Origin of the sequence: Nocardiopsis coralli (assembly GCF_014892575.1) — a bacterium.
GTDB classification, from domain to species: Bacteria; Actinomycetota; Actinomycetes; order Streptosporangiales; family Streptosporangiaceae; genus Nocardiopsis; species Nocardiopsis coralli.
The window spans coordinates 20,013-46,786 of sequence record NZ_JADBGI010000023.1 but is presented as its reverse complement, the minus strand read 5'-3'; the positions used below and the strand labels follow the sequence as shown (position 1 = coordinate 46,786).

Below are 26,774 nucleotides of genomic sequence, written 5' to 3'. Positions count from 1 at the left end.
TCCCGTGTCCGAAGGCGGTCGGCGTTCCGCCCCGGAGCTGCGGGGCCAATGGGGAGAGGGCCGCGGGCCTGATCCGGAACCGGCCCCGGATGCGGATCGGGCCCCGTCCCGGGAACGCGGGGGCGGTTCCCCACGGACTCGGGGCGGGGCCCGTTCACTGCTGAACGGATTCCGGGGTCCGGATCCCGGGTTCCGTGTTCCCGGGAACCCCTCAGGACCCCGAGGCCTCCGCAGCCTCAGCGGCCTCGGCCTCCAGCGCCGTCCTCCGGGCCTCCACACCGTTGCCGCCCGCGGTGATGTCGGCGGCGATCGCGCGGGACACGGCGGTGCTCGGCCCGGGCTCGGGAACGAAACCGGCGGCGCGGTAGTACCGCAGCTCCTGGATGCTCTCGGTGATGTCGGCGAGTGCGCGGTGGCCGCCGGCCTTCTCCGGGCTGGCGTAGTACACGCGGGGGAACCACCGGCGCAGGAGCTCCTTGATGGAGGAGACGTCGATCATCCGGTAGTGCAGGTATTCGTCGATGCGCTTCATGTCGCGCGCCAGGAACGTGCGGTCCGTGGCGATCGAGTTCCCGCACAGGGGAGCCTTGCCGGGCTCGCGCACGTACTTGCGGATGTGCTCCAGGACGGCGTCCTCGGCCTCGGTCAGCGACAGCCCCTGGTCGAGCTGTTCGAGCAGCCCGGAGGTCGTGTGCATGTCGCGCACGAAGTCGCCCATGCGGTCCAGTGCGGCCTGCGGCGGTTTGACCACCACGTCGATGCCCTCGTCGAGGATGTTGAGCTCCCCGTCGGTGATCAGACAGGCCACCTCGATCAACGCGTCGTTCTCGAAGTCGAGGCCCGTCATCTCGCAGTCGATCCACACCAAACTGTCATTCATAACGGACACCCTAAGCGCCACAGGAAGCGGCCCGTACGAGGCGTGGACATGGGACGGAACCGGCGCGGAGGTGGTGCGGAGCAGGACCCGGGGGACGCGGAGGGCACGCGGACAAGGGTGCGGGGCGGGCCCGAACGAGACCGAACGAGCCCCGGACACACGTCGGGGGCGGGCACGCGCGTGCCCGCCCCCGAGGGGTCATGGTGTCGCTGTCCCCGGGGAGGCCGGGCCCGGGGCAACCACCGGGCCCGGAAGGCTCAGGAAGCCCGAGCCCCACGTGCCCCAGCAGCCCCGAGGGACGGCAACAGCGTCACTCCCAGACGAACTGCCGGGGTCCGCCGACGTCGAAGAGCTCGTACATCCAGTCCCAGACGCCCCACACCTGCAGGTAGGTGGCGACCAGCACCACGACCACGATCAACGTCAGTACGAGGCACCCGCAGCCGCAACCGCTCTTTTTCTTCTTGGGCGGCTGCTGCGGGCCGGCACCCGGGTAGGGATGCCCACCGTGTGCTCCGGGCCCACCAGGGCCACCGGGTCCACCGTGCGCTCCGGGGCCTCCGGGCGGGCCCCACGGCGGCTGCTGCGGACCGCTCCCGGGCGGACCCTGCGGGCCTCCCGGGCCGCCGGGGCCACCCATCGCGCCGGGCGGCGGGTACGCGCCCGGGGGCGGGCCACCGGGGTGCCCCATCGGGCCGGGCGGGGGGCCACCAGGCCCACCAGGCCCACCGGGACCACCGGGGTGGCCCATCGGCGCACCGGGGGGCGGGGGCTGACCCGGGCCGCCCATGGGGCCCGGGGGCGGGTAACCGCCGGGCGGCGGGAACGCACCGGGCGGCGGGCCGAAGCCCTGCTGCGGACCGGAGTAGGGGTTCTGCGGGCCGGAGTGGTACTGCGGCTGGTGGCCGGGCTGCGGCCCCGACGGCGGGTGGTGCGGGGGCTGAGGTGCACCGGCCCCGTACTGCGGGCCGGAACCCGGTGCCTGCGGGGGTTGGCCGGGTGCCCACCCCTGCTGCGGGCCGCTCGGCGGGACGGGGGCGCCCTGCGCGCCACCGGGCACGCCGGGTTCGGGCGCACCGCCCGGGCCCGCAGGACCACCGGGACCACCGGCGGCCGCGGCGCCCGCTGCGCCACCGGCGATCCCACCTGCGGCGGCAGCGCCTGCCGCCCCTGCCGCACCGGGGGCCTGACCCTCGTCGGCCCCGGAGGACTGGCCGGGCCCCTGCTGCTCCGGACCCTGGCCCGGAACCTGACCCGCCGCGCCCGCGGCACCGGCGCCCGGCATCCCACCGGACTCCGGGGAGCCGGGCTGGGCACCCGGCTGAGGCTGCTGTGCGGCCTGCGCCTCGGCCTGGCGCTGCGCCTCCGCCTGCTGCTGGGCGCGCTCCTCGTCGGCCTTGCGCTTGGCCTCCTCCTTCTGCTCCCTGCGCTCCTCGGACAGGTCGGCCCAGCCCTCCTTGAGGCTGCCCAGGAGCTTGTTGAACCGGCCGCCCTTCTTGCCGTCCTCGTCGTCGGAGCCCGGGGCGCCCTGCGCGTGGGCCGCGCCGGAGAACGCGGGGTCGTTCGGGTCGAAAATGGCGGTCCCGGCCACACCGCCGGGGGCGGCCTCGTCGGAGCCGCTCGGGGCCCCGGGGTCGAAGACGGCCGTGCCGCCGACCGGGGCGTCGGGGTCGAACACCGCGGTGCGCGGGGCCTGGTCGCCCGATCCCGCACCTGCACCCGCGCCCGCTCCTGCATCCGGGTCCGGGGTGGTGTCGACGGGGTCGGAACCCCGTGCGCCGCGCGCGTGCTCGGCCAGGTCGGCGGTGGGGATCTCGTCACCGCCGGTGAGGTCGGCCGTCGGCAGCTCGTCGTCCTCGCCCGAGGATGCTCCGCCGGCCGGCGCTGCGCCCGCCGCCCGGTCACCCGCCGACGCGCCTCCGCGGCCGGGGATGTCGTCCGGGTTGATCCGCACGGTGCTGGGCTCGTCCTCGGCGGGGGTGGGGGATTCGGGGGCCGACGCGGGGGAGAAGTCCTGTGCGGGGGAGGGGGTCTGGGGGACGGAGGGGCTGATCCGTACGGTGCTGGGTTCCTCCTCGGCCGGAGGTTGGGCCGGGGGATCGATGCGCACGGTACTGGGCTCGTCCTCGGCCGGCTGGGGTGCCGGTCCGGAGGTGTCCAGCCGTACGGTGCCTTCCTCGTCCTCGCCCGGGTCGGGAGCGCCCTGGCCCCCGCCTCCCAGACGGGTCGTGGCGGGTTCGTCGTCGACGGGACCGCCCCCGCCCTGCAGCTCGCTCAGTGAACGGGTATGGCGCGTCCACTCGTCACCGTTCCACCATCTGAGCGTCTGTGCGTCGCCCTGCGGGTCCGCGTACCAACCCGGCTCGATAGATCCACCCATGGCGGACAGACTAAGGGGTTTTGGCTCGGCACTTAACCAGCGGTACCCGAATAGTGGAGTTTGTCGACAGGTGTTCTGGTTCTAGTGAAATGACCGAATTCAGGGGATGGCTGTGACCTGCGTGTCGGGGGAGGTGCTGAGTGCGGTGCCACCGCTGTCCGGGGTGAGCAATCGGCCCACGTCGATGAGGCCCGGACCGGGCTGGTGCGAGCCCGGAACCTGGTCGTGGCCGAAGTGTCCCCCGCGCGCCCACATGCGCGCCGTGCGCTCGCGCGCGAGCCGGTCACGCACGGCGACACCGTCGCCGGGAGGGCCCGCCGGCCAGCGGCGCGCCACCCCCCACGAGCCCAGCCAGTCCATGATCGCCGCCAGGCCCAGCATCGGTCCGTCGGTGAACGGAACACTGCGCCGAGCCACCACCGCCACCACCAGGCACACGCGCCCCTCCTCGGCGTGATCGACGTGCTGTTCGTAGTAGCGGGTCGCGCCCAGCGACAGCTCGCTGCGGCGGGTGGCCGCCAGGGTCTGCACGGTCTCGCCGGAGAGGGGGTTCCACACCAGGTGGGGCGCGCAGCCCTCGGTCACCAGGCGTTCGGCCTCCGCGCGGGCCGATCCGGTACCCGGGGCCGTTCCGGTCACGGTCCACACCGCCCGGGGTGCGCCGGCGCCGGGCGGCGCGTGTTCGCTCCCCCCTGCTAGTCGCTGCGCGCCGGGCATCCACGCGTTGGCCATGGCATTCCCCAATCCGGTCGTCGCGGGTCCGGCCCCGCAAGGGGGAGTGGGGCCGGACGAGACCCTCAGGGTCTGCTCGGAGGACACCGACCGCCTGAGACGCCAGGCATCCACCGAACAGGCCCTCGTCCCTTCTGCGTACGCCAGGGCCCGGGGGTTGTCCAGAGCCGTTCTGCGCGGGGACAGGGTCATGTCACCTCGGGGACGCCCCTGGCCGGAGCGGCCGAAGCCGCCAGTCGCCCATGCGTCCCGAGGTGTCTCTCGCACAGTCACGCCGAGTACGCCTTACGGGCGTCGGCCGGCGCCCGTCACCCGCCCCGTTCTCCGGGCCGGGGTGCGCCCGGGCGGGCACTCTCGAGTCCTCCGACCGGCCTCGAACGGGGCTTCGGCTCGGGTGTGTACACGGTCCGGGGTGATGCCGCCTTTCTGGGGCGCCCCTGTCATGCTCCCGCCCCGAACCGTCGGCTGCCTTCGCAGCAGGCCCGGCGTCGGCACTGGACGGAACCGGGCCGTGCGCCTCGATCCCCGCCGTCACCGGTTCCCGTCGTCATGTGCCAGTTCTCGCACGAGCATCCCGACCAGGGCGTCGACGTCGGCAGGGGCCATCGGCCCCCCGGTCATCCCCAGCCGGTGGAGCAGCGTGCCGACGGTGACGTCGATGAAGAACAGGACGCGCTCCTCCGTCTCACCCAAGGCCTCTTGGAGCGCGAGCCGATAGGGGTCCTGCAGCCGGTCCGACAGGATCCGGCGCAGAGAGGCGTCGTTGATGGCGTCGGTGAACACGCCCGCGAAGGCCGCACCGACGCCGGGCTCCCCGATCTTCGCCACGGCCCAGCGGACGGCCGACGCCATGATCTCCTGCCGGTCCTCCCCCTCCAGCGGTGCCGGGCCGAACGTGTCGAGGAGGCAGGCGGTGACCAGCTCCCCCTTGGAGGGCCAGCGGCGGTAGATCGTGGTCTTGGCGACGCCGGCCCCGGTGGCGATGCGGTCGACCGTGGCGCGTGTGTAGCCGAACTCGTCGATGGTGCTCAGCGTGGCCGCGAAGACCGCGGCATCGATGCGGGCGCGGGGGCGGCCGGGTGAACGGTCGGATCCGGGCACTGGCGTCATGCGCCCAATATACGCTACCGTTAGTATCGATACCAACGGTAGCGGAAACAGAAGTGGGGACGAGCCATGGACCGGACCACGACCGCGACACGGCCTCCGCTGGGTGTGCGCCTACTGAGCCCATTGCTGAGCAGGGAGCCGGACTGGTCGGCCATGACCCCTGACGACCTGGCCGCCTTCCGCACCGCCGAGAACCGCAAGCGGAGGTCGGCGGCGATCAGGCTCATCGCGGGCTTCCCCGACCGCGGAGCCGCCATCACCTGGCAGCAGGTCGCCCTGGACGGCCGGGTGTTGCCGGTGCGGGTCCACCGGCCCGGCCGCGGCGCGGGGACCGGATCGGCGCCGCTGCCGCTGGTGCTGCACGTCCACGGCGGCGGGTTCGTCGGCACTGCGCCTCAGAGCGACTGGATCAACAGCCACCTCGCCGCACGGCTGCCGGCCGTGGTCGTCTCGGTCGATCACCGCCTCCTGACCCACCGGATCCCGTTGTCAGCGGCGGTCGACGACGGCTGGGACGCGCTCCAGCACCTGGCCCGGTACGCGGCGCACTGGGGGATCGACGCCGACCGGATCGCGGTCCTCGGCGAGAGCGCCGGTGCGACGGTCGCCGCCCTGTCGGCGCTCCGGGCGAGGGGTGCCGGTCCGGACCTGCGGGCCCAGGTCCTGGTCAATCCCTGTGTCGATCTGACCGCGACGGCCTTGGAGTACCCCTCGGTCACCGAGCACGCCGACAGCCCGACCCTGACCGTGCCCCAGATCGAGTTCTTCCGCCGCCTCGCCGTCCCCGAAGGCGTCGATCCGCGCACGGTCTCGCCCCTCCATGCGGGCGACCACGGCGGGCTCGCCCCGGCCCTGGTGGTGGTCCCGACCCTCGACCCCCTGGCCGACCATGGTCGTGCCTACGCAGAACGCCTCCTGCGGGCCGGAAGCCCCGCGCGGCTGAGCGAACACCCCGGCGCCGTGCACGCCTTCCTCAGCCTGCCCCGTCTGGTTCCCCGGGCCGAGGACGCGCGCACCGACATCCTCCGCTTCCTCGAAGAGCACCTCGCGCCCTGATCCCAGGGGCCCTTCCGGCGGGGATCTTGCTACCAGCGCAGACTTCGGCGCTGAACCCGGCTCCGGTAGCAAGATCCCCGCAGCCTAGCTCCCGCCGCCGGCGCCCCCGGTGCCGCTGTCGTCGATCCGCAGCGAGAACGCCTGCACGAAGATCTCGCCGATCTCCCGCGGGTCCTCGGTGCGGTAGGCCGCACCACCCGTGGCGGCGGCGATCTCCTGCAGCGACTCGACGTCCTCCACCTCCGGGCCGAAGGCGATCGTGATGATCGGGATCGGACGCGAGGGGCTGGAGAGCTCGTCGATGCCGTCCAGCAGCTCGTCCAGGTCCATGCCGCCCGGGTGGTCGTTGTCGCCGTCGGTCAGCATGAGGATCACGTTGGTGCGGTCGGGCCGGTAGGTCCGCGACATCTCCTCGTAGGCGGCCAGGTAGGTCTCGTACAGGGCCGTGTCACCGTCGGGCAGCGGCTCCAGGCCATCCAGCTCCTGCGCGATGGTGTCGCGGTGCTCGGTGCCGTCGTCGTCGGTGGCCTGGAGTTCGCGCACCGGCGCGAGCTCCTGGTGGTGCAGCCCGTCGTTGACGTCGGTGGAGAACTCCCACAGCCCCAGTTCCGAGGTCGGGGTGAACATGTCGAGCCCGTCGCCGGCGGCCGCGCCGGTGACCTGCATGCGGGTCATCCCGGTCCCGGGCACCTCGGCCAGCATCGAGCCGGAGACGTCGACGATGGTGAGCACCCGAGAGTCCATCTTCAGCTGCGTCCACGAGCGGGTGAGTTCGTCTATCGACCCCTCGGAGGGCACCGGGAGCTCCTCGGGCACGTCCTCCTGGAACCCGGCGTCGGCGCTCAGCACGTCCGCGTCCATCGTGTCGTCGGTGTCGCGGAACCCCTCGCTCTGGAAGTGCTCCTGGTTCTCGTCGGCGCGCACCGCGTTGCGGAACTCCTCGGCCGCGCGGGTCACGGCGCTCTCCTCGCTGCGCACCACGTACGGGTAGTCGAGGTAGTAGGTGCTGTCGAGGTATCCGGCCTGCGCGGGGGCCTCGGAGTGCAGGGTGTTGTAGCGCCACACCGCCTGCTCCGACATCACCATGAGCGGCGGGGCCTCGGCGTCGCCACCGCTCAGCGCCAGGAACGCGGCCTCCTCGTCGGCGGACGCCCCCTGGTGCAGCGACTGCAGGGCCGCGGTCATGTGCGCGTTGAAGGTGTCGGCGTCGTCGGAGGACTCCTGCAGCGCACCGTGCAGCAGGTACAGGGTTCCCAGCCCGGTGGAGCTGCGCACGGGGTCGACCACCCGCACGGTGCGGTCCTGGTCCTCGCCGGGGGCGCCGGTGGGAACGACGTCCTCCCAGCTGCTCTCGGAGGAGTCGTCGGCGTGCTCCTCCAGCTCCGCCAGCACCAGCGGCGAGCGGGCCAGCGACGTTCCGGTCTCGGTGATGATCGCGTCGCCCGCCTCGCTCTGGACCAGGCGCGGCCACACGGAGGAGTCCGGGATCCACACGTCGGACTCGGTGTCGCCCATGGTGGCGCCCGACCCGGTGATGGCGTAGGCGACGTCGGCGGGGTCGGCCTGGCGCACGTCCACACGCACGCACTGGCCGTCGACGGTGTTCTCCTCCTCGTTGAACCCGTCGGCGACCGCCTGCACGGCCGGTGCCATCTCGGGGGCCACGGCCACGTCGAGGTCGAGCTGGGAACCGCACCCGTCGGAGCGGTCGACGAGTACGTACACGCCGGCCGCGACGATCGCCAGGACGATCACCAGCGCGCCGGCCAGGGCGGCGACGGCGCCTCCTCGGCCGCGTCGTCTCTGGCGCTCGCCGGAGGGTTCCTCTGCGTATTTTCCGCGGTGACGTCCCACAGCTTTCCTCACGGGGTGGTGTACGGACCGTGTGTCGTACAGGGGGGTGGACGGGGGCCCGCCGGCGGGGGTTCGGCCGGACCGAAACGGGGTTACTGGAGGGAACGGTACTCAACCGTTCGGTGTCGGAAGGTGGCTCCTGTCACGGTTCGTGGCGGAGTGGGGGCCTCCGCACGACCGATCACCTCGGTGATCCCCGCCCGGTCCGTCGGACCGGACGGGGGCCGCGCCGACCCATTCCGATATGCGATCGAGACCCGCCGGGTGCCCTCGGCGAGGGTCCCGGTGGGCACGCGCGCGGGGCCGGCCGGGCGCTGCGTGGGGCGGCGCCCGACCTCAGTCGCAGTCCGGCACGCACAGGCGCCGGGAGATGGAGCTCAGGAAGATGTCACCGATCTCGTCGGGGTCGTCGGTGACGAACGACGAACCGCTGGTCGCCGAGGCGATGGCCTGCAGCTCCGCCTCGTCGGCGCCGTCACCGAACGCGATGATGAAAAAACTGACCGGACGCTCGGGGTCGAAGCGGTCCTGCAACGTCTCGACCAGCTCCTGGTGGCTGATGTCGCTGCTGCCGTCGTCGACCCCGGCGGTCAGCATGATGACGCTGTTGATCTTGTCCTCGTGGTAGTTGTCCTGCACCTCGTTGAAGGCGTCGAGCATGTTGTCGTACAGGTGCGACTCCCCGCCCTCGACCTCGATCTCGTCGGCGACCTCGGCCAGTTCCTGGCGGCGGGTGACGTCGCCGTCGTCGGTGGAGCCGAGCTGGTGCAGGTCCGCGGCCTCGTCGCGGCCGTCCGCACCGAGCTCCTCGGAGAGCATCCACAGGCCCATGTCGGTCTCGTCGGGGAAGAGCTGCAGTCCGGTCCGTGCCGCCTCCCGGGCCGCCTCGATCCGGGAAGGGCCGCCGTTGAGGTCGCCCTCCATGTGCACGGAGGTGTCGGCCAGGACCAAGGCGCGGCTGGGCATCGACAGCCGGTTCCAGTCGTTGACCGCGTCCACGAGGGCGTCACCGGTCAGGTCGCCGTGCACCTCGGGTTCGTCGGCGACGATGCCGGACTGCCCCTCCAGGGCGTCGGACGAGGAGCCGTCCGGGTCGCGGAAGCCGAGGTCCTGCATGCGCGTGCGGTAGGCCTCGCCGGCCACCACCTCGTACAGGTCGGCGGCGGCCGAACGCAGGTGAGGCTCCTCGGTGGTGGTCACGTACGGGTAGTCGAGCCCGACCGTGCCCTCCTCCGGGTAGTACGCCTCGAGCTCGGGCGCGTTGTCGGGACGGGTCGTGTTGTGGTCAACGACCGCCTGCTCGGGCACGACCACGAGCGGGTCGACCCGTTCCTGTGCGGCGTCGGAACCGCTGTAGAACGTGCTGAGGTCGATCTCACCGAACGCGCTGTCCTGCTGCACGTCGCGCACGAAGTCGGTCATGTCGGTGTCGGCCGCGTCCCCGGTCCCCAGGTGGTCGCGTACCGCGTACATCACCGCCATCCCGTCGGCGCCCCGGTTGGGGTCGACCATGACGACCTGGCGTTCGGGGTCGAGCTCGTCGGGCAGCACCGTGGTCCAGGGCGCCTCGTCACCGCCGGGCAGGCCCTCGGTGTCCTCGGGCGCGGTCATCACCACCGGGGAAGAGGCCAGGGACGGCGGGTCGGTCTCGATGCCGTGCGCGCCCTCGGCCGAGACGCGGGCCAGCTCCACCCAGGCGGAGGACTCCGGCACCCACACGTGCGGGGCGATGGTGGAGTCGCCGGGCTGGCCGCCCGAGATCGCGCTCATGATGCGGTGCGGGGCGATCTCGTCGACCTGCGCGTACACGCACTCGCCGCCGTAGGAGGGCGAGGTGGAGTTGAACTCCGAGGCGGCCTCGCGCAGCACGGGGGCCATGCTCTGGGTGGTGGAGACCCGCAGGTACCGGGTCTCACCGCAGCCGAGGGCATTCAGGCCGACCGGAACCAGGATCGCTGCGACGGCGACGAGCGCGACGACGATCGCGGTGATCCCCAGCGGCGACCGCACCACCTTGCGTGTGGTGGCGGCGGTCGGCGAGGCAAGTCGATGGCGTCCAGTGGACACAGGAACTCCGGGGGCGTAGCTGTGTCCGGCTCCGGTGCGGGGAGTTCCGGAGGCCGGAGGGTCGGGGGCGGCCGCGGGCAGGGGGTGCGGGCGCGGACACCCGGGCCGAGCACCCGCGGACGGAATCGGGGGTGAACCGACGGGCCGTGGGTCACATCACACTGTATGGGTGATGATGTGTGCACCAAGTACCACGAAGGTTTCCCAACGGGACCCTACTCGTTGGTAATGCCGGGATGGAAGGGGTGCGGAGCTGCAGGAAGCGGCCGCCGCACACCCACCGCGCGCACGAACGCACGGACGAGGCGGGGTGATCGCTTTGTTACCGTGCTCCCCCAGAAGTACTCCGCGGGCCCGTTAGTCTTGAGGGCCTCTCCCGGAGTCCGTGCGCGCCCCACGCCTGCCTCCCCCGCGCGCCTGACGCAACCGTGACCGACTGACCCCCGAGGGTTTTGGCATGTCCCAAACGCACCGTGAAGACCGCAACCGAGGCCCCCTCGGTACCAAGCTCCTCGCCGGCGCCTGCTGTGTCGGGGCGCTGGCCTACGCGGTCCTCGTCGGTCCGTCCATGCTGCCGCCCCAGGACGTGGAGGCCACCAACACCGCGGGCAGCGAGGAGACGGAGGAGCCGGTCGAGGAACCGGAGGCCGAACCCGAGCTCGAGGGCCCCGTCGGTCACCTGGAGGTGCAGGTCAGCGAACTCGACCGTGCCTGGGTCCAGACGCTCACCTGCACCGGCGACCTCGACCGCGACCACGCCGCGTGCACTGCCCTGGCCGAGGCGGCCGTGGACTTCGAGGGCGACACCGACTCCACCGTCGAGGTTCCCGAGCTGCAGGAGGAAGAGCTCGAGGAACAGGAGCCCGCCGAGGACGCGCCGGTCGAGGCGGGCGTCGATGCCGGGCCGCCCGAGGAGGAGGCCGGGCAGGAGCCGGGCACCGAGGTGCTCTTCACCGAGGTCCGCGAGGGCACGGTGTGCACCGACACCGTGTACGGCCCGCAGGAGGCCGCCATCACCGGTGTCTGGGAGGGCGAGGACATCGACACCACGCTCTCGCGCCAGGGTTCGTGCGAGGAGGCGCGCTGGCAGCGGCTGCGCTCGCTGACCGAGGAGCTCGCCTAGGGCCTGTTTGGCGAACACCGGCCCACCCGTCGCCCGCCACCAACCCTCAAACGACGCCTTCGGCGCAGCACTGTCTTCTGCGCGTCGCCCCAGCGGCACTCTCGCTGTGTTCTCATCAGTCGACAGGACCCCAGCCGGGCCCCCGCTGTGCGAAACTGCCGAGCTTGCGAGGCACGCACAGTAGGGGCACTCCTTCTTCGGCCTTGCGATAGCACCACTGGCTGCGCCCACCCGTCACCCGCCACCGCCCTCAACGGACGCCTTCGGCGCAGTAGCTGGCCGAAGCGACGGAAGGCGTCCACCAAACAGACCCTAGGCCCAACAGACGGGGATCTTGCTACCAGAGCCGGGTTCGGCGCCGAAGTCGGCTCTGGTAGCAAGATCCTCGAGTTTCCGGGGCACCCCAACCGGTGTCCGGTATCGGCGATCATGCTGGACATGGAGATCATCAGGGTCAGCGACCCCACCGACCCGCGTCTGGCCGACTACACGCGCCTGCGCGACGTCAACCTGCGCCGCCACCTCGAGCACGAGCACGGGCTGTTCATGGCCGAGGGGGAGAAGGTCATCCGGCGTGCCGCTGCCGCCGGGTTCGCCCCGCGCAGTTTCCTGCTGACCGAGCGGCGCGCCAAGGCCCTGGACGGCCTGGTCACCGACTCCGACGCGCCCCTGTACGTGGTCGAGGAGGAGACCGCGCGCGAGCTCGTCGGCTTCGACCTGCACCGCGGTGCGCTGGCCGCCTTCCACCGCAAGGCGCTGCCCGATCTGGAGACCGTGTTGCACGGGGCGCGGCGCATCGTCGTCCTGGAGGACCTGGTCGACCACACCAACGTCGGAGCGATCTTCCGGAGCGCCGCGGGCCTGGGGGTGGACGCCGTCGTGCTCGCCCCGCGGTGCGCCGACCCGCTGTACCGGCGTTCGGTCAAGGTGTCGATGGGCGCGGTGCTCACCCTGCCGTACACACGCCTGACCGACTGGTACGGCGGCCTGGACACCCTGCGCGGGGCCGGGTTCGAGCTCATGGCGCTGACCCCCGGGGAAGGGTCGGTGCCCCTGCGCGCGGCCGTCTCGGGGCTGGAGCGCGACGCACGTGTGGGGCTGCTGCTGGGCACCGAGGGCGACGGGCTGTCGTCCCGGTGGTTGGAGCGCGCCACCGCACGTGTGCACATCCCCATGGCCGACCGGGACGTGGATTCGCTCAACGTCACCGCCGCCGCGGCCGTGGCCTGTTACGAGCTCGCGCAGAGCTGACCGGCGTTCGGACGGCCTCAGCCCTGGGCCGGGGTGGCCTGCGAGATCACACAGACCCAGCCCTGATCGGTCTGGCGGTAGACGTCGGTCGTCCACTCGTCGGCGTGGAAGTCCCGGCCTCCGTAGTGCGCGGTGTTGACGACGCGTGCGGTGACCACGGCCGTGTCGCCGTACACACGAACGCGCTCGGTGCCCGGGACGGCCTCCATCCTGCTGTGGGTCAGGGCCCCGGACGAGACCAGGGACAGGAACTTCTCGCGGGTGCCCACACCGTCCCCGTCGACGAGGACCCAGTCCTCGGACATGAAGCGCCCGATCTCTCCGGCCTCGTTGGCCACGATGGCGCGGCGCCAGGCCCGGTCGAGCGCCTGCAGTTCCTCGATCTCGTCCATCCCGTCCCCCTTCGCTCGCCGGTAGCCTCACACCCCTGCTCGGCCCCGGCCCTGCGCCGCGCCGGAGCGCCGTCGGGCACGGTCGGCGGGCGCTGCGGACGGGCGCCGGGGGCACCGGGTCGCCCCGGCACCCAGGGCCTGCTTGGAAGGTGCCCAGTTACCTGCTGCGCGTCGCCCCAGCGGCACTCTCGCTGCGTTCTCATCAGTCAACGGCACATCCAGGCCGACTCCTTCTTCGGCCTTGCGATAGCACCACTGGATACGACGCTCGCGACGGAAGGCACCTACCAAACAGGCCCTAGGCTGGCGCGTGACGAGCACCGATGCGGAAAGGTTGTGCAGCCACATGGGCGGCCGAGCACTCGTGCAGTGGGAACAGAACCGGGAGAACGCCCCCGACTCCCTGGAGGTCGACCTCTACGCGGGCGGCCCCGCGCCCACGAGGGGGCTGGACGAGGTGACCTTCTACCAAGTGCCCTACAGCCCCTCCACCCAGGGCGTGGACGAGTCCACCGACGTCATCGCGCGTATGCCGAACCTCGAGGTCGTGCAGCTGGTCTCGGCCGGGTACGAGCAGGTCCTGCCGCTGTTGCCGGACCACGTGACCCTGTGCAACGGGCGCGGTCTGCACGACGCGAGCACCGCCGAGCACGCGCTCGCGCTCATGCTGGCGGCGCAGCGGGACCTGCCGCGGTGGGCGGTCGACCAGCGCGACCACCGGTGGGGCTCGGTGCCCCAGCGCTCCCTGGCCGACTGCCGGGTGCTGATCGTGGGTTACGGGAGCATCGGGGCTGCGGTCGAGCGCCGGGTGCTGCCGTTCGAGACCACCGTGACCCGGGTGGCGAGCCGCGCCCGCCCCGGCGAGGACGTGCACGGTGTCGACGAACTGCACGACCTGCTGCCGCACGCGGACGTGGTCGTCATCGTCACCCCGCTCACCGAGTCCACCCGAGGGCTGTTCGGAACGCGGGAGTTCGACCTGTTGCCGGACGACGCGCTGGTGGTGAACGTGGGCCGCGGTCCGGTCGTGGACACCGGGGCGCTCCTGGCGCAGAACGGGCGTGTGCGTGCGGCTCTCGACGTGACCGACCCCGAGCCGCTGCCGGTCGACCACCCGCTGTGGGACGCCCCGGGGGTTCACATCACCCCGCACGTGGCCGGGGGCGCGGCGTCGTTCTACCCCCGCGCCCGCACGTTCATGGACGCCCAGCTGTCCCGCTGGGCCGCGGGCGAGCCCCTCACCAACGTGGTGCGCCCCGGCGCCTGACCCGCACCACGCCCCCCGGCGCCCGGTCCCGGAACGCCCGGATGAGCCGACCGGGCCCCGGGGTGAAGCGGTCGGGGCCGCCCGGCCCCGACCGCGCTGCTGCTCCGCCGGACCTGCTGAGCCGTTGTCGAACGGGGCGGCCGGCCCCGGTGCCCCTGCCCCGATCTCGGACCGCGCCGTGCCCGAACGTGCCCTGGTGCCGCCCTTCGGGGCGTGTGGCATGTGGCCGACCTGGGGTCTGGCGCAGGTGTGCCGGTGCCGAACTTGCGCGTGTGGGATGAGCATCGCTCCTTCGGGGCCCGGCTTCTGTGAACCGAGCCCGGGGCTCGCCCTTCCGGGCTCGCTCCACGTCCCGAGCGCTCTCGCGACAGACGCGCCGTTGCTGAACCTGCGTGTGCCGGATGAGTATCGGTACCCCCCCGGGGGGCACGTCGTCGCCTTTCGGCGCTTCGGTCCCGGCCGCCGGACGTGCTTCGCATGCATGTGCGCCGGGGCATCCCTTCAAGGCTCTCGGTGCGTGTCGCGGTGGGCGGACTCGGCCCCGGGGCCGAGGAGCGTCTGGTTGTGCCGGCCGGGTTCGCTGATGGTGTGCGGCGCCCCTTCGGGGCGTATTCCGTCGGGCGGTGCTTCTCGGGGGTGTGGGTGCTGTCTGCGGAGCATGCTTGCCGGCGCTGGAGCTGTGCGTGGCGGATGAGCATCGCTCCTTCGAGGCTCGCGGGCACGTGTCCCGGTGCGCGCCGCCGGTGCTCCCGCGGGAGACTGGGGGCATGCGGATCGCGGTGGTCGCCGACGGCGAGGGCGGCGGGTGGCTCCAGGAACTCGGGACCGCCCGCCCCGAGCGCGTGCCCGACCTCGCCGAGGCCGTGCGTGACCGCGAGAACGCCGCCGGGCCACCGCCCCGCTGGGTGTGGGACGCGTGGGAGGACCTCTACCCAGACCTCGTGCGCGCCGGGGTCCGCGTCCGCCGCAGCCACGACACCGCCCTCACCGAGGCGCTCCTGCTCGGCCACGACGGACGCCACGAGGAACCCCACTCCCTGGGCGCGGTGTGGGCCCGGCTCCACGGCCGCCCCGTGCCCGACGACCCGGTGCGGCGCACGGGGGAGGGCGCTCACGCCCAGCCCGCGCTGTTCGGGGCCGACCGCTCCACCCTGCCCCCGGGCACCGACCGCCTCGCCGCCCTGGCCGAGGTCCACGACGACCAGGTCCGCCGCCTGGAGGCCCTGACCGACTCGGGCGGTCTGCGCCTGCTCGCCGCGGTCGAGTCGGCCGGCGGGCTCGCGGCGGCCGAGATGAGCCACGACGGCCTGCCCCTGCGCCCAGACATCCACGACCGGCTGCTCACCGAACTCCTCGGCCCGCGCCCGGTCGCCGGCCAACGCCCCGCCGTGCTCGCCGACCTGGCCGCCCGCATCGGGGACGCCTTGGACCAGGAGCTCAACCCCGACTCGCCCTCCCAGGTCATGCGCGCGCTCGCACGCGCGGGCCACCCCGTCCCCTCGACGCGCTCCTGGGTCCTGCGGGAGGTCGAACACCCCGCCGCGCCCCTGCTCCTGCGGTACAAGGAGCTCGCCCGACTCCACTCCGCCAACGGCTGGGCCTGGCGTGAGCAGTGGGTGAGCGAACGCCCCGGCCCCGGCGGCGTGCGGCTCGGGCGCTTCCACCCCGACTACGTCGTCGCGGGCGTGGTCTCGGGGCGCTGGGCCACCCGCGGCGGGGGAGGGCTCCAGGTCCCCAAGGCTCTGCGCGGGGCCGTGCGCGCCGACCCCGGGTGGGCGCTGGTGCGCGCCGACGCCGGACAGCTGGAACCCCGGGTCCTTGCCGCGGTCTCCGGCGACCTGGCCCTGGCCGAGGCCGCCGCGGAGGAGGACCTCTACGCCCGGCTGGCCGTGCACGTGGGCGGCGACCGCGACCGCGCCAAGATCGGCATGCTCGCCGCGATGTACGGCCAGACCACCGGCGACGCAGCACCCCTGCTCGCAACGATGCGCCGCCTCTACCCGCGCGCCCTCGACCACGTCGACACCGCGGCCCGCGCCGGCGAGGAGGGCCGCGCGGTGCGTTCGTGGCTGGGCCGCACCTCGCCCCGCCCGCACGGGTGGGACACCCTTCCGTCGGGCACCGAGGGCGACCGCACCCGCCGGGCGCAGGGCCGCTTCACCCGCAACTTCGTCGTGCAGGCCACCGCCGCCGAGTGGGCGTCGGTGCTTCTGGCCGCCCTGCGCGTCCGGCTCGCCCGGCTCGAGCCGGCGCTGCCCGAGGGTGCCGGGGTGGTCTTCTTCGTGCACGACGAGGTGGTCCTGCACGTGCCCGCCGACCGCGCCGAGGAGGCCGTCCGGGCGGTGGCCGAGGCCGAGCGCGAGACGCGGGAACTGCTCTTTCCCGGATCTCCGGTCCGGTTTCCGCTGGTCACGACCGTTTCGGATGAGCACTCGCAGATCTGACCGCCTTGCGCTACCACACGTGGAACATGGCGGAGCCTTCCGTGAATGGTCCGTTCTCCATTTTCACGAGGTTCCGCAAGGCCTCGGCCACAGTCGCCCCGAAAGCGTCACGATGGTGTTTTCGCAGGCCAGGGAGGCCCTGCGGGGCAAGGGATCCCGCATGGGGCACGGAAAGGCCGAAAGGCCGCGAGGTGTCCGAGGGGTGGACGTCCGATATCGGACGGGCTGGGCTTCTTGCAAACTGGGCGCCGCCCGACCATTCTGGTTTTCCCGGAAACCGTCGACGGGCCGTGTGGCGCAGGGGCTCCGGGCCCCGAGCGGCCAGAGGAAGGGTGAGATCTCCCCGTGCGAACCCGTACCCGCGCCTGTAGTTCGGCGGCCCTCGTGGTCGCCTTCACGGCCCTCGGTTCCGGGCCGGTCTGGGCCGAACCCGTGGTCGAGGACCGTCCGCCCGTGAGCGAGCAGGTCGCCCCCGCAGACACGGTCCCCGCCTCGGAGACCGAACCCAGCGGTTCCGACCCCCGTTCCGCGGCCCCCGACGACGACAGCGACGGCGACGACGCGGACGGCACCGCGCCGGACACCGCCGACACCGACACCCTCGACGGCGACGCCGAGGTCGAGCCCTTCGACGAGGCCCGCAGCGTCGAGTACTTCGCGGTCGCCCCCGAGGAACTCCCCGAGGAGGCCGTCGAGGCGGTCTCCGACATCGACGGGGTCGAGCACGCCCTCACCGTCGACGCTGCCCGCCTGGAGATCGAGGGGGAACAGACCTCGCTCCTGGGCGTGGACCCCTCCACCTTCCGCAACCACGCGCCCGAACCCTCCGCCGAGTCCGACGACGTCTGGCAGGGCGTTGCCGAGGGCGCCCTGGCCCTTTCCAAGGACGCCGGGACCGAACGCGACCTCGAGGTCGGATCCGACGTCACCGTCCAGGGCGGCAAGGGCGAGGTCCCGATGGAGGTGTGGACCCACGCCACCTCCGGGATCGCCGGCATCGACGCCCTGGTCTCCCGCGAGCGCGCCGCCGAGCTCGGCATGCCCGAGGGCAACGCGCTCGTGGTCTCGGCCGCCGACGCCGACCTGTTCGACCTGCAGGAGGACCTCGAGGACACCTTGGAGGAGTTCGACACCTCCCTGCAGCTGGTCGCCGATGCACCCGAACCGATGACCGAGGGCGAGGCGGTGCCCCCGACCGTCATCGAGGAGGTCATCGCCAACGCCGAGACCCAGCTCGGTGTGCCCTACGTGTGGGGCGGCACCACCCCGAACCAGGGCTTCGACTGCTCCGGCCTGCTCCAGTGGGCCTTCGACGAGGCCGGTGTGACGATCCCGCGCGTGACCCACGACCAGTGGAACGCGGGCACCCGCGTCGACTACGAGGACATGGAACGCGGCGACCTCATCTTCTGGCGCTCCGACCCCACCGCCCCCGGGTACATCTCCCACGTGGCGATCTACCTGGGCGACGGCGACATGCTGGAGGCCCCGCGCACCGGGTTGGACGTACGCGTCACCCCGGTCCGCACGGAGAACTTCGCCGGCGTGGTGCGCGTGCACGCCTGAGACACCCCGACCCCGTGAGGGCGCCTCGGGCTCGGACCCGGGGCGCCCTTTTCGTTTCCTGAATGTGACCGTTATTCCGTGCGCCACATTTCCTCGGGTGCCAGTGCATTGCGCCCGTGGTAAAAGAGCACGATTCAGCGTGATTCGAATACCGGTCCACGCACAAAAACACGTGGGCCGTGGTGCCGCTCGGGAAGCGGCGCCACGGCCCACGGATCTCTCCTTGTCCGAATAACCCAGCCGGGAGGGGAAGGCAGGCCTCGGTGAGGAGGGGAGAAGCAGGGGCGCCGCTGAGGGAGGGGGAGACAGCCGCGTTCCCTGCCGGGGAAAGTATGGAGTTCTGCGCGGGGTGCGTTCACGATCGGAGTCGGCGTTTCCCCGTCACAAGATCTACATAAGCAGTGACACGGAGATTTTGCAAGAGGTCGGACCAAGAGGGGCGCACCGTGCGAAGTCCGCCCCTTCTCGGAAAGCCTTCGCGGTCCGGTGTGCGCGGCCCGGACCGAGCCGCGGCCGCACACATTCCGGCCTCAGCGCCCGGCGGCGTACCCCTGGGCGCCACGGGCGTCGGCGGCCGCCCGCAGCTCACCGGTGTCGGGGTCGCGGCCCACCGCCGCCAACCGCCCGAGCGACCAGGAACCGTTGACCGTGACGTCGTGCCCGCGCCGGCGCATCTCCTCGACGGTGTCCGGTCCGACCTCCGGTTCCACGACAAGATCCCCGGGCACGGTCTCGCGCGGGTGGAAGGAGCTCGGGAACGCGTTGGTGTGGAACATCGGCGCGTCCAGGGCCTCCTGCAGGTCGTCGGCGCCGTTGAGGATCCGCAGAAGCGCCGTGAACGTCCACTGGTCCTGCTGGTCGCCGCCGGGGGTGCCGATGGCCAGCACCGCCTGACCGTCCTCCCTGGTCACCAACGTCGGGGACAGGGTCGTGCGCGGACGGCGCCCGGGGGCCAGGGAGTTGGGGGAGTCCTCGTCCATCCAGAACATCTGGGCCCGGGTGCCGAGCGGGAAGCCGAGCTCGGGCACGACCGGTGAGCTCGACAGCCACCCGCCGCTGGGGGTGGCCGAGACCATGTTGCCCTCCGCGTCGACCACGTCCAGGTGGCAGGTGTCGCCGCGGCGGTCGGCCGGGTCGGCGGCGTTGCGCAGGGTCGGTTCCCCGGTGGTGCGGTCCTGCGGGGCCTGCCCGGGCACGTGGACCGGCGGCAGGTAGGGCGTGCGCCCGACCACGGAACCGGGGCGCTGCTCACGGCTCGCGGCGGTGTCGTCGACCAGGCCCGCGCGGGCGCGTGCGTACTCGGCCGACAGGAGCTCCTGCAGCGGCACGTCGGCCCGGTCCGGGTCGCCGTACCAGGCCTCGCGGTCGGCGAAGGCGAGCTTGGCGGACTCGGTCACCCGGTGCACGAAGTCGGGGTCGACACCCTCGCGCGAGGTCCCCGACAGCTTTCCGGAGCCCAGGGCCTCGGCCAGGCGCAGCTGCTGCAGCAGGACCGGGCCCTGGCCCCACGGCCCCGTCTTGTGCACGGTGTGCGCGCCGTGGCGTACCGAGGCGGTGTCCTCGTAGTGGGCGCTCCAGTCGGCCAGGTCCTGCCCGGACAGGAACGCACGCTGGGGCTCGCCGGACGAACTCGGCACGTCCCCGGCCAGGAACCCGTCCAGTGCCTCGGCGACGAACCCCTGCGACCAGGCGCGGCGTGCGGCGTCGATCCGGGCCTCGCGTCCGCCCCCGGCCGCCTCGGCCTCGGCGACCAGCCGCCGGTAGGTGGCGGCCAGCGCCGGGTTGCGCAGGCGGGACCCGGGGGCCGGGGTGCTCCCGTCGGGCAGGTACAGCGCCGCCGAACCCGACCAATGACGGCCGAAGACCGGGGCGAGCGCCTCCACGGCCGCCGCGATCTTGGGCAGGACGGGGAACCCGCGCTCGCACAGGCCGATGGCGTGGTCGAGGACCTCGCGCACACCCATCGTCCCGTGGTCGCGCAGCAGCAGCATCCACGCGTCGAAGGAACCCGGAACGGTGGCCGCGAGCACGCCGCTGCCGGGGATGCGGTCCAGGCCGAGCGCTGTGTAGGCGCCGATCGTCGCGCCGGCGGGGGCCACACCCTGGCCGCAGAGGACCCGTGGGGGTTCGCCCGCTGCCTGGAACAGCACGGGGACCTCGCCGCCGGGGCCGTTCAGGTGGGGTTCGACGACCTGGAGGGTGAAACCGGCCGCGACGGCGGCGTCGAAGGCGTTGCCACCGCGTTCGAGGACCGACATTCCGGTGGCGCTGGCCAACCAGTGGGTGGAGGCGACCATGCCGAAGTCGCCGCGCAGCTGTGGGCGGGTGGTGGGGGCTGGCATCGGGGCGTGCCTCCTCGGAGCGGGGGGACGGCGCGGCCCCGTGGTGGCGCGTCCTGGGGGAACGGGCGGGGGCCGCGGCGGTCCGGTGACTGTGGGGGTGACCGTATCGAACCGGGAAGTGCGCCGGTGTAACGATTCATCCGGCCTTCGACCGGAAACGGCGGGGATCGGGTGTATGTCGGACCGTCCTAGAGAGGTGCGGGGAGGTGATGACGGTGGCCCTCGGCACCCACCCGCAGAGCCGGACGGTCCTCGCACCAGCAACGGCCGGCGGCGCGTGTGCACCGCCGGCCGTGGACCCGTGGGCCGTGTCGTCAGGAAACCGCGTCGGCGTCGGCCGCACCGTCGCCGTAGCGTGCCTGCTCGAACGCGGTACGAGCCTGGGCGTCGAGTTCGGCGACGACCTCCGGGGCCCCGCCGGTCACGTGATCGGCCCGCTCGCCGCCGGCCTCCTCGTCCTCGGCGCACTCCTCGGCCGCGCGCAGCTTGTCCGCCTCGGACCCGTGGAACCAGGCGGTGGCCAGGAACCGGTCGCTCTCGCCGCCGGTGAGCTCGCGGGTCTCCAGGGTGCGCTCGACGAAGGCCCGGGTCTCCTCGGTGACGCCCTCGTCGTCGGCGTTCAGCCCGGTGCGCTCGTCGAAGCGGTCGACGACGCACTGGTGGAACGCGGAAACATCCTCCGCGCCGGAGCTCTCGGGGAAGGCCACACCCTCGGGGAGCGCGGAACCCCCGGCAGCGTCGCCGGACTCGGCCCCGGGCTGTTCGGCGCCGTCCTCCTGGACGGTTCCCTCGGACGCCGAGCCGTCGGTGACGGGGCGGTCGTCCTGCTCGTCCTCGGCGGCACGGACGGGGTCGCCGTCCTGGGCCGCGTCGGTCCCGGAGTCCGAGTCGGCGGGCGCGGTGTCCTCACCGCCGGTCTCCTCCGCGGCCTCGGCGTCGGCTTCTGCGGAGGTGTCGGCCTCCGCCTCGTCCTCCGTCGCGGACGCGTCGCCGGCCTCGCTCTCTGCGGCGTCGCCGTCCTCGGTGGCCTCGGCGCCCTCCCCGGCGGTCTCCTCCGAGCCCCCGGCCGGGGCCTCCTCCTCGGCGGCCTCACCGTCCTGGCCCGCGGGGGAGTCCTCGTCCTCGGCCGCCACCGCGTCGTCCTCGACCACGGGAGCCTCGGCGTCGGTCTCGGCGCCGACCTCATCGGTGGCGTCGGTGTCCGCCTCGGCCGCGTCCCCGGCGTCCTCGGCGTCCTCCTCCTCGACAGCCGCCTCATCGCCCTCGGCGGCTTCGGCACCGGCCTCCTCGGGGGCCTCCTCCGCCTCGGCGTCGGCGTCCTCGATGTCGGTCACCGAACCGGCCAGGTCCACGAGGTCCTCGCGGTCCCACTGCTCCGGGTCCAGGTGGGTGGCCACCCCCACGCCCGGGCGCTCCACCCAGAACAGGTGGCCCGTTTCCTCGGAGACGTAGGCGTCCTCATCGAGGCCCTCGTCCTCGCCGAGGCGTTCCAGTCCGTCGGTGCGCAGGTGGCCGAAGCGTTCCTGCCGCAGGTCCTCCAGGTCCTGGATCCTGTCGGAACGCAGGACGGCCACGTGCCCCGCAAGATCGTCCGAGCCCTGGACCCAGGTGATCTCGGACCGGCGGTTGCCCTCACGGTCGGAGGAGGACGCGGCCTTGACCGTGTGCCGCTCCAGTCCTTCCGGCAGAGGACCGACCGTGAAACCGTCGAGGCTGAAGTCGGACTCACCCCGTTCGACCTTCGGCCAGGCCGGCCCCCGATCGTCGGCGGCAGCGGCCGGTACGGCCGTCCCGCAGGCGGTCAGGGCGCCGGCGCCCAACAGCGCGACCCACCAGCTGTGGTGCTTGCGCATGAGACATCCTTCCCATCGACTACAAGCAGTGATGATTGCAGGACTCTAAGTAGTCAACGAGGGTCCTGGGGTCAAAAAACGTACACAAAGTGATCAAGCAGATTCATGTGGTGATTCAGGGGGCGGATGCAGGCGTTCCCAACCGGACGGTAGGGCTCGCATCATCCCGCGCTCGACTCATGGTCACCGCGTCGTCACCAGCTGAGTCCAACCTGAGCTCGGCACATCACTCGTACATGGGAGGTCCGGTGCGTCGCATCGCGATCGTTGTCGGAGCCGTATCGTTCACCGTGATGGCCGGCGGGGGCACCGCCCTGGCCGAGCCGTCACTCCACCCGTCGGAGCGGATCAGCGCAAGTCCGGTCTCCGCGGAGAACCCGTCCCCCGAACGCCCGCTCGTCGCCGTCGCCCACCGGGGGGCCTCCGGGCACGCCCCCGAGAACACCCTCGCCGCCATCGAGGCCGCAGGACGCCTGGGCGCGGAGACCGTCGAGGTCGACGTCCAGCTGACCTCGGACGGCGAGCCCGTGCTCATGCACGACACGTCCCTGGAACGCACCACCGACATCGAAGAGGTCCACCCCGACCTGGACTCCTACGACGTCGGGGACCTCACCCTGGAGCAGATCGAACAGGTCGAGGCCGGCAGCTGGTTCGACCCGGTCTTCGAGGGTGAGCCGGTCCCGACCCTGTCCGACGCGCTCGACACCCTGGAGAGCCTGGACCTCAACCTGTTCCTCGAGGTCAAGGACCCCGAGGTCCACCCCGGCATCGAGGAGACCCTCGCCGAGGAGCTCAGCTCCCGCGACCACTGGATGGAGCAGAACCCCGCGTGGGAGCCGCGCCGCCTCGTGGTCGAGAGCTTCGACTGGGAGTCCATGGAAGCGTCCAAGGAGCTCCTGCCCTCCATCCCGCACGGCCTGCTCGGCGAGGTCCCCGAGGACGAGCTCGGCGACTACGAGTGGGCCCACATGGTCAACCCGAGCCACGACGGCCTGACCGGCGACTACGTCGAGGCCGTGCACGAGGCCGGGTACGAGATCATGCCCTACACCATCAACGAGCAGGACCGCATGGTCGAGCTGCTCGAGCTGGGCGTCGACGGCTTCGTGACCGACTACCCCGACGTCGGCCAGGACGCCATCGCCGAGTTCGAGGGCGACCAGGAGACCGAGCCCGTCCAGGAGCCGGAGGAGCTGGCCGACCAGCTCCCCGCCGATGAGCCCGAGGCCGAACCCGCCGCCGACTAGATCCTCTGGCCGCCCGCGGCCACAGGTGGGAGGATCGCCTCCCCAGACCCACCGGGCCCGTCCCGGACGCCGACCGCGTCCCGGGGCGGGCCACTCGCACGAAAGGCGGTCCGCACCCCGTGACCGAGCGGCTCACCATCCCCGAGGAACACGTCGACCGGCGCACCAAGGGGGTGTGGTGGCCCGACGGGTCCGTCACCCTCGACGAGTTCGCGCAGCAGGCCGGGAACCTGTTCACCGGCCCCTTCACCTGGCCCCTCATGGTGCTGCGGGAGCCGGAGCTGACGCGCAACATCGGCGCCCTGTCCGCCTTCACCGAACAGCACGGACTCGCCTTCGCTCCGCACGGCAAGACCTCGATGGCGCCCGCCCTCATCCAACGCCAGCTCGACGCCGGGGCCTGGGGTGTGACCGCGGCGACCGCCAACCAGGTCCTTGCCTACCGGAGCTTCGGTGTGCGCCGCATCGTGCTGGCCAACGAACTCCTCGAGACCCGCGCCCTGGCCTGGATCGCCGCCGAACTGAACCGGGACCCCGGCTTCGAGTTCCTGTTCTACGCCGACTCCGCCGAGGGTGTGGCCGCGGCCGCCTCGGTGGCCGACCCCGACGGGCGGCCGCTGCGGGTGTTGGTCGAGCGCGGCGTTCCCGGCGGGCGCACCGGGTGCCGTGACCGTGCCGGGGTGCTCGCCGTGGCCGACGCGGTGGCCGCAGCCCCGGGCCTCGAACTGGCAGGGGTGGCCGGGTACGAGGGCCCGGTGACCGGGGGCGCCGACGCGGTGCGCGCCTTCCTGCGCGACCTGCGCACCGACGCCGCCGAGATCGCCCGCGCGCACGGCCTGGAGCGGCCCGTGCTGTCGGTGGGCGGCAGCGCCTGGTTCGACCTGGTCGCCGAGGAGTTCGGCGGGGCCCGCGACGTGTGGCCCCTGTTGCGCAGCGGCGCCTACGTCGCCCACGACGACGGCCTCTACCGGCGCACCACCCCCTACCGCCGCCTCGACGAGGGGCCCGGTGCGCTGGCCGGTGCCCTGGAACTGTGGGCCCAGATCACGTCCACCCCGGAGGACGGTTCGGCCATCGCGGGGCTCGGGCGCCGCGAGGCCAACTACGACGCCGGGTTCCCCGTGCCGCGCACCGTGCGCCGGCCCGACGGGAGCCGCCACCCCGCCGAGGGGCTGGAGATCGAGGCGCTCAACGACCACCACGCCTACCTGCGTGTGCCGCCGGGGCTCGAACTGCACCCCGGCGACCTGGTCTCCTTCGGCATCTCGCACCCGTGCACGGCCTTCGACCGGTGGTCCGTCATCCCCGTCGTCGACGCCGAGGACACCGTCGTGGAGGCCGTGGCCACATACTTCTGACGCCCGGCCTCCTGGTGTCAGTCCCGGCCGACGACCCCGGGCCGGGTCTGCCACGGCCTGGGGCCCTCCAACGGCCGGTACTCGACCCCGGCGGCGTCCAGCCGGCGCAGGTGGGCACGCAGGCGCGGTTCGAACTCGGCGTAGTCGCGCGGCCCCGTCGACCACACCTTCTCCGCGAAGGCCGACAGCCGCGGGAAGACCATGTAGTCCAGCCGCCGGGGTGTGTCGATGTGCTCGGTCCAGGTGTTGACCTGTGCCCCGAGCACGTGCGCGGCTTCCCGCTCGCTCAGCCCCTCCGGCACGGGGTCGGACAGGTAGACGTCCTCCAGCCGCAGGAGCGTGCCGACCTTGACCGGCTCGTCCTCGGCCTCCGACTGGCGGTAGTCCAGGTAGGAGGTCGCGGTCGGCGCCATGATCACGTCGTGGCCGGCCCGCGCCGCCGCGACGCCGCCCTCCTCACCGCGCCAGGACAGCACGGTCGCGCCCGGTGACAGCCCCTTGCGCTCGCCCTCCGGGGTGCGGGTGTCCTCCTCACCCGCCCAGAGCCAGCCCTCCAGGATCTCGTCCCAGCCGATCATGCGCCGACCGCGCGCGGCCAGGTGCCGGTCGAGCTGCCCGATGAACCAGGACTGCAGCTCGTGCTCGTCGGCCAGGCCCTCCTCCCGGATCCGCTGCTGGGCGGAGGCGCTGCCCTTCCACTGCGTCTTGGGGCACTCATCGCCGCCTACGTGGAAGTAGGGCGACGGGAACAGCTCCAGCAGCTCGTCGATGACGTTCCGGTAGAAGTCGAGGACCTCATCGGTGACGGCCAGGACCTCCTCGAAGATCCCCCACTGGGTGCCCACGGGGATCCGGCCGGCCTCACCGAGCTCGGGGTAGGCGTGGATCGCGGCCTGGGAGTGCCCGGGAACGTCGATCTCGGGCACGACCGTGACGTGGCGTTCGGCGGCGTAGGAGACGATCTCGCGCACGTCGTCCTGGGTCAGGAACCCGCCGTGGGGACGCCCGTCGAAGACCGGCGGGCGTACCGCGCCGACCTGGCTCTCGGTGCGCCACGAGGCCATCTCGGTCAGCCGCGGGTAGCGGCGGATCTGCACCCGCCACCCCTGGTCGTCGCTCAGATGCAGGTGGAGCACGTTGAGCTTGTGCGCGGCCAGCAGGTCGACGAAGCGCAGGATCTCGCGCTTGGGCTGGAAGTGGCGGGCGATGTCGAGCATGGCGCCCCGCCAACCGAACCGCGGTGCGTCGGTGATGCTCACCGCCGGCAGCACCCATGCGGCGCCGGGCAGGGGAGCGTCGCGGTAGGCGTCGGGCGGCAGGAGCTGGCGCAGGGTCTGGGCGCCGTAGAAGACACCGGCCGTGTCGTGGCCGATGACGGAGGCGCCCCGGACGTCCACGACCAGGCGGTACCCCTCCGGTGCGAGGCCGGCGCCGGGGTCCACGCTCAGCCGGATCTCGGCGCCGGCCTCGCCGCCGCGTTCCAGGGGGAGCCCGGTCGCGGCCCCCAGCTCTCGGCGCAACCAGGCCAGGACGCCGGCGGAGGCCGGGTCGGCGTGCACGCGGGTGCGCGGCGTCAGTGTCAGGCCCGGGCCGTCGCCCGGGGAGGTCTCACGGGGGCGGGGGATCAAGGTGTCGGTCACGACTGCTCCTATCCGGTCTAGACCAATCCCCAGCGTCCCACGCCCGCACGCCCCTGCCCAGAGAGGCGGACAAACGGACCGCCGATCTCCTCGTTCGGGGCGATCCAATACCCAACCTTGACCGCGTGTGGATGTTGGCTCTCCCTCCGACGAGGCAGGCCCAGGTGCAGGTGGCCGGGGAGCAGCCACCCCCACGGGCTGGGCATCCG

18 protein-coding genes are annotated in these 26,774 nt (G+C 72.7%); 8 read left to right on the top strand and 10 right to left on the bottom strand.

What is annotated here, in order from left to right; all coding sequences use genetic code 11:
- Window positions 1-211: 211 nt before the first annotated feature.
- The 4 genes from orn to IDM40_RS21940 all read right to left on the bottom strand — a co-directional run bounded on the left by orn (window position 212) and on the right by IDM40_RS21940 (window position 5,102).
- Complete coding sequence (orn, locus tag IDM40_RS21955) at window positions 212-880, bottom strand: oligoribonuclease (RefSeq protein ID WP_193123933.1); 669 nt, start codon at window positions 878-880, stop codon at window positions 212-214.
- A 310-nt stretch (window positions 881-1,190) separates the two neighbouring features.
- Window positions 1,191-3,260 (bottom strand): hypothetical protein, encoded by a 2,070-nt coding sequence (locus IDM40_RS28345; RefSeq protein ID WP_235997833.1) that lies wholly within the window; start codon window positions 3,258-3,260, stop codon window positions 1,191-1,193.
- Window positions 3,261-3,359: 99 nt separating this feature from the next.
- On the bottom strand, window positions 3,360-3,908 hold the full coding sequence (locus IDM40_RS21945) for a hypothetical protein (RefSeq protein WP_193123973.1): 549 nt from the start codon (window positions 3,906-3,908) through the stop codon (window positions 3,360-3,362).
- A 615-nt stretch (window positions 3,909-4,523) separates the two neighbouring features.
- Window positions 4,524-5,102 (bottom strand): TetR/AcrR family transcriptional regulator, encoded by a 579-nt coding sequence (locus IDM40_RS21940; RefSeq protein ID WP_193123932.1) that lies wholly within the window; start codon window positions 5,100-5,102, stop codon window positions 4,524-4,526.
- A 66-nt stretch (window positions 5,103-5,168) separates the two neighbouring features.
- Here IDM40_RS21940 and IDM40_RS21935 point away from each other — a divergent pair, with 66 nt between their 5' ends.
- Complete coding sequence (locus IDM40_RS21935; protein ID WP_193123931.1) at window positions 5,169-6,158, top strand: alpha/beta hydrolase; 990 nt, start codon at window positions 5,169-5,171, stop codon at window positions 6,156-6,158.
- An 84-nt stretch (window positions 6,159-6,242) separates the two neighbouring features.
- Here IDM40_RS21935 and IDM40_RS21930 read toward each other — a convergent pair whose 3' ends face one another.
- Both IDM40_RS21930 and IDM40_RS21925 read right to left on the bottom strand, forming a co-directional pair.
- On the bottom strand, window positions 6,243-8,012 hold the full coding sequence (locus IDM40_RS21930) for a substrate-binding and VWA domain-containing protein (protein WP_193123930.1): 1,770 nt from the start codon (window positions 8,010-8,012) through the stop codon (window positions 6,243-6,245).
- 336 nt (window positions 8,013-8,348) lie between these two features.
- Window positions 8,349-10,079 carry a substrate-binding and VWA domain-containing protein gene (locus IDM40_RS21925; RefSeq protein WP_328807092.1) on the bottom strand — a complete coding sequence of 577 codons (1,731 nt, stop codon included), beginning with the start codon at window positions 10,077-10,079 and terminating at the stop codon, window positions 8,349-8,351.
- A 457-nt stretch (window positions 10,080-10,536) separates the two neighbouring features.
- On the opposite strand from IDM40_RS21925, the gene IDM40_RS21920 reads away from it, so the two are divergent.
- On the top strand, window positions 10,537-11,202 hold the full coding sequence (locus IDM40_RS21920) for a hypothetical protein (RefSeq protein WP_193123929.1): 666 nt from the start codon (window positions 10,537-10,539) through the stop codon (window positions 11,200-11,202).
- Window positions 11,203-11,640: 438 nt separating this feature from the next.
- Complete coding sequence (locus IDM40_RS21915; RefSeq protein ID WP_193123928.1) at window positions 11,641-12,453, top strand: TrmH family RNA methyltransferase; 813 nt, start codon at window positions 11,641-11,643, stop codon at window positions 12,451-12,453.
- Between the two features lie 17 nt (window positions 12,454-12,470).
- On the opposite strand, the gene IDM40_RS21910 is transcribed toward IDM40_RS21915, so the two are convergent.
- Window positions 12,471-12,845: a nuclear transport factor 2 family protein gene (locus IDM40_RS21910; protein ID WP_193123927.1), complete on the bottom strand. Its 375-nt coding sequence runs from the start codon at window positions 12,843-12,845 to the stop codon at window positions 12,471-12,473.
- 346 nt (window positions 12,846-13,191) lie between these two features.
- Here IDM40_RS21910 and IDM40_RS21905 point away from each other — a divergent pair, with 346 nt between their 5' ends.
- The 3 genes from IDM40_RS21905 to IDM40_RS21895 all read left to right on the top strand — a co-directional run bounded on the left by IDM40_RS21905 (window position 13,192) and on the right by IDM40_RS21895 (window position 18,122).
- The gene (locus tag IDM40_RS21905; protein ID WP_193123926.1) at window positions 13,192-14,112 is read left to right on the top strand and encodes a 2-hydroxyacid dehydrogenase; all 921 of its coding nucleotides are present in this window, start codon (window positions 13,192-13,194) and stop codon (window positions 14,110-14,112) included.
- 767 nt (window positions 14,113-14,879) lie between these two features.
- Window positions 14,880-16,556: a bifunctional 3'-5' exonuclease/DNA polymerase gene (locus IDM40_RS21900; protein ID WP_193123925.1), complete on the top strand. Its 1,677-nt coding sequence runs from the start codon at window positions 14,880-14,882 to the stop codon at window positions 16,554-16,556.
- A gap of 345 nt (window positions 16,557-16,901) precedes the next feature.
- The gene (locus tag IDM40_RS21895) at window positions 16,902-18,122 is read left to right on the top strand and encodes a C40 family peptidase (RefSeq protein WP_193123924.1); all 1,221 of its coding nucleotides are present in this window, start codon (window positions 16,902-16,904) and stop codon (window positions 18,120-18,122) included.
- 530 nt (window positions 18,123-18,652) lie between these two features.
- Here IDM40_RS21895 and IDM40_RS21890 read toward each other — a convergent pair.
- Complete coding sequence (locus IDM40_RS21890) at window positions 18,653-20,464, bottom strand: gamma-glutamyltransferase family protein (RefSeq protein ID WP_193123923.1); 1,812 nt, start codon at window positions 20,462-20,464, stop codon at window positions 18,653-18,655.
- Between the two features lie 314 nt (window positions 20,465-20,778).
- Window positions 20,779-22,317, bottom strand: coding sequence for a hypothetical protein (locus IDM40_RS21885; protein ID WP_193123922.1), 1,539 nt, complete (start codon window positions 22,315-22,317; stop codon window positions 20,779-20,781).
- 248 nt (window positions 22,318-22,565) lie between these two features.
- Here IDM40_RS21885 and IDM40_RS21880 point away from each other — a divergent pair, with 248 nt between their 5' ends.
- On the top strand, window positions 22,566-23,567 hold the full coding sequence (locus tag IDM40_RS21880) for a glycerophosphodiester phosphodiesterase (RefSeq protein ID WP_328807091.1): 1,002 nt from the start codon (window positions 22,566-22,568) through the stop codon (window positions 23,565-23,567).
- Between the two features lie 119 nt (window positions 23,568-23,686).
- Entirely contained in the window at window positions 23,687-24,925 is a 1,239-nt protein-coding gene (locus tag IDM40_RS21875) for an alanine racemase (protein ID WP_193123921.1), read from the top strand.
- Window positions 24,926-24,942: 17 nt separating this feature from the next.
- On the opposite strand, the gene IDM40_RS21870 is transcribed toward IDM40_RS21875, so the two are convergent.
- Entirely contained in the window at window positions 24,943-26,565 is a 1,623-nt protein-coding gene (locus IDM40_RS21870; RefSeq protein ID WP_193123920.1) for a beta-N-acetylhexosaminidase, read from the bottom strand.
- Window positions 26,566-26,774 lie beyond the last annotated feature (209 nt).

Bases quoted from the DNA above. Each gene is read 5' to 3' on its own strand.
- IDM40_RS21910 (WP_193123927.1), bottom strand. From the start codon at position 12,845: ATGGACGAGATCGAGGAACTGCAGGCGCTCGACCGGGCCTGGCGCCGC.
- IDM40_RS21935 (WP_193123931.1), top strand. From the start codon at position 5,169: ATGGACCGGACCACGACCGCGACACGGCCTCCGCTGGGTGTGCGCCTA.
- IDM40_RS21915 (WP_193123928.1), top strand. From the start codon at position 11,641: ATGGAGATCATCAGGGTCAGCGACCCCACCGACCCGCGTCTGGCCGAC.
- IDM40_RS21920 (WP_193123929.1), top strand. From the start codon at position 10,537: ATGTCCCAAACGCACCGTGAAGACCGCAACCGAGGCCCCCTCGGTACC.
- IDM40_RS28345 (WP_235997833.1), bottom strand. From the start codon at position 3,260: ATGGGTGGATCTATCGAGCCGGGTTGGTACGCGGACCCGCAGGGCGAC.
- orn (WP_193123933.1), bottom strand. From the start codon at position 880: ATGAATGACAGTTTGGTGTGGATCGACTGCGAGATGACGGGCCTCGAC.
- IDM40_RS21905 (WP_193123926.1), top strand. From the start codon at position 13,192: ATGGGCGGCCGAGCACTCGTGCAGTGGGAACAGAACCGGGAGAACGCC.
- IDM40_RS21885 (WP_193123922.1), bottom strand. From the start codon at position 22,317: ATGCGCAAGCACCACAGCTGGTGGGTCGCGCTGTTGGGCGCCGGCGCC.
- IDM40_RS21890 (WP_193123923.1), bottom strand. From the start codon at position 20,464: ATGCCAGCCCCCACCACCCGCCCACAGCTGCGCGGCGACTTCGGCATG.
- IDM40_RS21940 (WP_193123932.1), bottom strand. From the start codon at position 5,102: ATGACGCCAGTGCCCGGATCCGACCGTTCACCCGGCCGCCCCCGCGCC.
- IDM40_RS21900 (WP_193123925.1), top strand. From the start codon at position 14,880: ATGCGGATCGCGGTGGTCGCCGACGGCGAGGGCGGCGGGTGGCTCCAG.